Consider the following 5,186-nt stretch of genomic DNA (forward strand, 5'->3'; position numbering starts at 1 on the left):
CACCTGTCGCGCACCCCGGCATACACTTTGCGTGATCATGGGCTCGCGCCCTATCCGGGCACAGACCCACACCCATCAGCCAGGCCCACGAGGCCCTGCCACACGGAGACAGACAAACATGAACGCACCGCTGCCCGAGCACATTCGCCGCGCGCTGGAAACCGTCACGCTCGACGACAAATACAGCCTCGACTACGGCCGTGCCTTCATGAGCGGCGTCCAGGCGCTGGTCAAGCTGCCGATGCTGCAGCGCCTGCGCGACAAGCAGGCGGGCAAGAACACCGCGGGCTTCATCAGCGGCTACCGCGGCTCCCCGCTCGGCGGCTACGACCAGGCGCTGTGGAAGGCCAGCAAGTTCCTGAAGGAACAGAACATCGTCTTCCAGCCCGGCGTGAACGAAGAGCTCGCCGCCACCGCGCTCTGGGGCACCCAGCAGCTGGGCTTCTCGCCCGCGGGCACCAACCGGTTCGACGGCGTCTTCGGCATCTGGTATGGCAAGGGCCCGGGCGTGGACCGCTGCTCCGACGTCTTCAAGCATGCCAACATGGCAGGCACCACCGAGTGGGGCGGCGTGATCGCGGTGGCGGGCGACGACCACATCTCCAAGAGCAGCACGGCCGCGCACCAGAGCGACCACATCTTCAAGGCCTGCGGCACGCCGGTGTTCTTTCCGGCCAACGTGCAGGAAATCCTGGACCTGGGCATCCACGCCTTTGCGATGAGCCGCTTCTCGGGCATCTGGTCGGGCATGAAGACGATCCAGGAAATCGTCGAGTCGAGCGCCACCGCCATGATCGACCCGGACCGCGTCGAGATCGTCATCCCCACCGATTTCCAGATGCCGCCCGGCGGCCTGCACATCCGCTGGCCCGACCACGCGCTCGAGCAGGAGGCGCGGCTCATGCACTACAAGTGGTACGCCGCGCTCGCCTACATCCGCGCCAACCGCCTGAACCACAACGTGATCGAGGGCCCGAACGACCGCTTCGGCATCATGGCCAGCGGCAAGGCCTACAACGACACGCGCCAGGCGCTGATCGACCTGGGCCTGGACGACGCCACCTGCCGCCAGCTGGGCATCCGGCTGCACAAGGTGGGCGTGGTGTGGCCGCTGGAGGCGCAGCTCACGCGCGACTTCGCCACCGGCCTGCAGGAGATCCTGGTGGTCGAGGAAAAGCGCCAGGTCATCGAATACCAGCTGAAGGAAGAGCTCTACAACTGGCGCGCCGACGTGCGTCCCACCGTGCTCGGCAAGTTCAACGAGCTCGACGGCGATTTCTCCGGCGGCGAATGGGCCATGCCCRACCCCACCGCCAACACGCTGCTGCGCGCCAACGCCGACCTGAACCCGGCGCTGATCGCCAAGGCGATTGCGCAGCGCCTGCACAAGCTCGGCATCCTGGAGCAGGCCGGCGCCGACATGCGCGCGCGCATCGACGCGCAGATGGCCATCCTCGAAGCCAAGGAGCGCTCGATGGAAGTGCTCAAGGTGGGCGGCGTGCAGGGTGCCGACCGCCAGCCCTGGTTCTGCTCGGGCTGCCCGCACAACACCAGCACCGTGGTGCCCGAGGGCTCGCGCGCGATGGGCGGCATCGGCTGCCACTTCATGGCCACCTGGATGGACCGCTCCACCATCGGCTTCACGCAGATGGGCGGCGAGGGCGTGCCGTGGGTCGGCCAGCAGCCCTTCACGACCGACCAGCACATCTTCGCGAACCTGGGCGACGGCACCTACTTCCACAGCGGCCTGCTCGCCATCCGCCAGAGCATCGCCGCGGGCGTGAACATCACCTACAAGATCCTCTACAACGACGCCGTGGCCATGACCGGCGGCCAGCAGGTCGGCGAGCGGCCCGAGGGCCACTCGGTGCTGCAGATCGCGGAGAGCCTGCATGCCGAGGGCGCCAAGAAGGTCGTCATCGTGACCGACGAGCCCGAGAAGTACGAGGGCGTGAACATCCCGGGCGACCACGTGGCGGTCAAGCACCGCGACCTGCTCGACGAGGTCCAGCGCGAATTCCGCGAGATCGCCGGCACCACCGCCATCATCTACGACCAGACCTGCGCCACCGAGAAGCGCCGCCGCCGCAAGCGGGGCACGGCCGTCGATCCGGCCAAGCGCGTGGTCATCAACGAGCTGGTCTGCGAAGGCTGCGGCGACTGCAGCGTGCAGAGCAACTGCCTGTCGGTCGAGCCGCTGGAAACCGAGTTCGGCCGCAAGCGCACCATCAACCAGAGCAGCTGCAACAAGGACATGAGCTGCCTGAAGGGCTTCTGCCCGAGCTTCGTCACGGTCGAGGGCGGCCAGCTCAAGAAGAAGGCCAGGGACAAGGCCGACTCGCCGCTCGCACTCGGTCCGCTGCCCGATCCGGCCGTGCCGGTGCTGGCGCAGGACCAGGTGTGGGGCATCGTGGTGGCCGGCGTCGGCGGCACGGGCGTCATCACCATCGGCCAGCTGCTCGGCATGGCGGCGCACATCGAGGGCAAGGGCATCGTCACGCAGGACGCGGCCGGCCTCGCGCAAAAGGGCGGCGCCACCTGGAGCCATGCGCTGATCGGCCAGTCGCAGGACGCGATCCGCACCACGCGCGTGGGCACCGCCGCGGCCGACCTCATCCTGGCGGCCGATCCGCTGGTGGCCGTCAACGCCGAAACCCTGGCGCGCATGCGCGAGGGGCGCACGCACGTGGCGCTCAACACGCACAGCACGCCCACCGCCGCCTTCGTGCGCAACGCCAACTGGGTGAACCCGCAGGACGACTGCGCCAGCCAGATCGCGCGCGCCATCGGCGCCGATGCGCTCGGCACCTTCGACGCCGATGCCGCCGCCACCACGCTGATGGGCGACAGCCTCTATGCCAACCCGATGCTGCTGGGCTTTGCCTGGCAAAAGGGCTGGATCCCGCTGGCGCTCGAGTCGCTGCTGCGCGCCATCGAGCTCAACGCGGTGGCGGTCGAGAACAACAAGGCCGCCTTCGCCTGGGGCCGCCAGGCGGCCGTCCGTCCGGACGAGCTGCAAAAGCGCCTGCGCCCGGGCCAGGTGATCGAGTTCAAGAAGCGCGAAACCGTCGAAAGCCTGGTGGCGCGCCGCGTCGAATTCCTCGCGGGCTACCAGAACGCGGCCTATGCCGAGGAATACCGGCAGTTCGTGGACAAGGTCCGGCAGGCCGAATCGGCGCTCGGCAAGAGCGCGCTGGCCGAGACGGTGGCGCGCTACCTGTTCAAGCTCATGGCCTACAAGGACGAGTACGAGGTGGCGCGGCTGCACACCGACCGCAGCTTCCTCGCCCGCGTCGAGGGCATGTTCGAGGGCGAGATGGGCAAGGATTTCAAGCTCAACTACCACCTCGCGCCGCCCATCATTGCCAGGAAGAACGCCAAGGGCCAGCTGCAGAAGCAGAAGTTCGGCCCCTGGATGCTCTCCGGCTTCCGGCTGCTGGCCCGGCTCAAGGGCCTGCGCGGCACGGCGCTGGACATCTTCGGGCGCACCGAGGAGCGCAGGACCGAGCGCGCGCTCATCGGCGAGTACCGCGCGAGCATCGAGGAAGTGATTGCTGGCCTTCGCGCCGAGAACCATGCGCTGGCGCTGGAGATCGCAAGCCTGCCCGAGCAGATCCGCGGCTACGGCCATGTGAAAGAGCGCAACCTTGCCGCGGCCCGCAGCCGCTGGAGCGAGCTGCTCGCCAAGTGGCGCAACCCGCAAGAGGCGCAGCGCGCCGCCGCGTGATTTTTCCGGAGGCCGGCCCGGCACCGCCGGCCGCACCGCGCGCTTGCTCCTGAAAAGCTAGCAAAAGACGCGCAGCCGCAGCCCATGGAAAGCCCTGCCCCGCGCGCCGGATAAGCGCGCGGAGCGGGGCATTGCCACGAATACAATGCCCGCTGCTGCGCGCGGCCGACGCCGCCCCAAGCTCTGACTCGCGGCCTTTTCCACGGGGCCGCGGAACCGCGGGCCCGATCCGCGCTTCTGACATTTCTCTCTTCTCTCTGCTGGAGACTCTCTTGTTCATTTCCTCTGCTTTCGCCCAAACCGCACCCGCAGCTTCCGGCGGCGGCGACATGCTGTCCTCGCTGGGCAGCATGCTGCCCCTGGTGCTGATGTTCGTGGTGCTGTATTTCGTGATGATCCGTCCGCAAATGAAGCGCCAGAAGGAAGCCCGCGCCATGATCGAAGCGCTGGCCAAGGGCGATGAAGTGGCCACGGCCGGCGGCGTGCTCGGCAAGATCACCTCGCTCGGCGACCAGTACCTCGGCCTCGAAATCGCCAATGGCGTGGAGATCAAGATCCAGCGCAGCGCTGTGGTCCAGGTCCTGCCCAAGGGCGCTGTCAAGCAGTAAGCCCAGCAATCAACGCGCGGCTCGGCCTTGCGCTTTGCGGCGCATGGCCTCAAGTCACGCCTGTGTCCCATCTTTAATAAGTTTGTGAAAAGCGCCCGCTCATGAACCGTTATCCGGTCTGGAAGTACGCGATCATCGTGATCGTGCTGCTTGTGGGGTTGATCTATTCCCTGCCGAACTTCTTCGGCGAGGCGCCTGCCGTGCAGGTGTCCGCGGCCAAGTCCACCGTCAAGGTCGACGCGGCCACCCAGAGCCGGGTCGAGGAGGCGCTCAAGGCAGCCGGGCTCGCGCCCGACCTGCTCACGCTCGAGGGCGGCTCGCTGCGCGCGCGCTTCGCCACGCCCGACGAGCAGCTCAAGGCGCGCGACACGCTGCAGCGCACGCTGGTGCCCGATCCGGCCGATCCGCCCTACGTGGTGGCGCTGAACCTGGTCTCGCGCTCGCCGGCCTGGCTCACGGCGCTGCATGCGTTCCCGATGTACCTGGGCCTGGACCTGCGCGGCGGCGTCGACTTCCTGCTGCAGGTCGACATGAAGGGCGCCATCGACAAGAAGGCCGAATCCTTCGCGAGCGACCTGCGCACCACCTTCCGCGACAAGGGCATCCGCGGCACCTCGGTGAACCGCAACGGCCAGGCCATCGAGGTCTCGTTCCGCGACGCGGCCGCGCTCGAAGCGGCCAAGCGCCTGATCCAGGATCAGTTCCAGGACCTCGCCACCACCGACAGCCAGGACGGCAGCAACTGGCGCCTGGTGGCCACCATCAAGCCCGAAGCCGCGCGCCGGCTGCAGGACGCGGCGCTCAAGCAGAACATCACCACGCTGCACAACCGGATCAACGAACTCGGCGTG

The 5,186-nt window shown here is 67.8% G+C and carries 3 protein-coding genes; all 3 read left to right on the forward strand.

All coding sequences use genetic code 11. The annotated features are described in order from the left end of the window. Positions 1-118 precede the first annotated feature (118 nt). Positions 119-3,727 carry an indolepyruvate ferredoxin oxidoreductase family protein gene (locus AC1DOC_RS18350; RefSeq protein ID WP_478130222.1) on the forward strand — a complete coding sequence of 1,203 codons (3,609 nt, stop codon included), beginning with the start codon at positions 119-121 and terminating at the stop codon, positions 3,725-3,727. Positions 3,728-3,999: 272 nt separating this feature from the next. Then, a complete protein-coding gene (gene yajC, locus AC1DOC_RS18355) occupies positions 4,000-4,335 on the forward strand; it encodes a preprotein translocase subunit YajC (RefSeq protein ID WP_018905224.1) in 336 nt (111 codons plus the stop codon). Between the two features lie 101 nt (positions 4,336-4,436). Continuing rightward, on the forward strand, positions 4,437-5,186 hold a 750-nt coding region (locus tag AC1DOC_RS18360; protein WP_478130223.1), incomplete at its 3' end, for a preprotein translocase subunit SecD.

The sequence above is a fragment of the Variovorax sp. 01T439_2 genome, assembly GCF_056398445.1.